Here is a 1179-nt window from a genome sequence, read left to right on the forward strand (position 1 = left end):
AGGGGCCAAAAACAAAATGGCCAAAGTGGCGATGCAAGTGGCCCGAACTCCAACCTATGTGGCACCAACCGCGCTGCATTTATTGCACAAGGCGCGCTCACCCATGGCTAAGGGCATGAACAAAGCCCTCAACCACAATCTTTCAGATGAAGAACAAATCATTCGCTCGATTGTGCGCAGCTTATGTTGGACCCTTATCCAACCGGCGTTTCGCATGCAGTATGACTATGCACCTTTGCTCGGCGCGGCACAATCACTGGCCAAGAGCAAACACAGTAATGCCGACAGTGCTGATGTATTGGAAACCGTGACCGAAGGCAGTGCGGCGACCTCGGGCATCAATAAAGCGGCAAGCGCTCAATCTGATCAGGGCGCTGATGAGGCAGAAAAATCTCGCCAAGAAGCGCTTGAGCCAAGCCTGAAGAAAGCGCAGCAGACGTCAGACACTTTGCTGGCTCAAGTGTCACTCGGCGGTAACGGGGCGCTAAGAGAGGTGCTTAATCACTATCCGCTTAGCGACTTAGCCAATCTCTCTGAGCAGCTCCAAAGCCTATCACTCAGTGAAGCAACACCGGATACAAAGATCCGCCCTTCACTTGGCAAAGACGTACAAACACTGAAGAGCCTGCTGGCGAAAGAGCCTTCGAATCGTGACGCCGAGTTGAACCAAGTGTCAGACTCAGAGCGTCAGCGTCTGGTGAACATCTTAGCCACCATCAAAGACATGGGTTTGTCTGAGCAACGATTTAAAGACACCGTGGCTTATTTCCTTGGTATTGGTCAAGAAGTGTTATCCGAGCAAGGACAGGAAAGCCTTGGCAAGACTGTGGTGAAAATTGAAGATGCGCTGCGTAAAGGGGAAGCGTATAAAAAAGTGAGGGCAATGGCGCTTAAACTGCGTTCCCGCGCGACAAAAGCATCAGACTATCAAGACAGCAGTCTAGATAGCATCATATACAAAGCCCGCTTTGCTGGGTTAGTGGCACGAGATGCGTATGATGAGATTGACTCCTTGGCGCTCAAGCACACTGGTCAGGCTCTAGGGCCATTTTCGGTGCGCTCGAGAGTGGCCAAAGACTGGGGTATGTGTGCCAATGAGGTACTGCGTGAAGCCGAGCATACGCAGGCGGAGCTCATTCCAAACAGTGAAGTGATCCGTGATGCACTGACAGAGCGCAA

Annotated in this window: 1 protein-coding gene; it reads left to right on the forward strand. The window is 51.8% G+C overall.

All coding sequences use genetic code 11. The annotated features are described in order from the left end of the window. Positions 1–103: 103 nt before the first annotated feature. A partial coding sequence (locus tag QQK21_RS13920) for a hypothetical protein (RefSeq protein ID WP_284192793.1) occupies positions 104–1179 on the forward strand: 1076 nt, incomplete at its 3' end.

Source organism: Vibrio zhanjiangensis (assembly GCF_030161235.1).
Taxonomy (GTDB): Bacteria; Pseudomonadota; Gammaproteobacteria; order Enterobacterales; family Vibrionaceae; genus Vibrio; species Vibrio zhanjiangensis.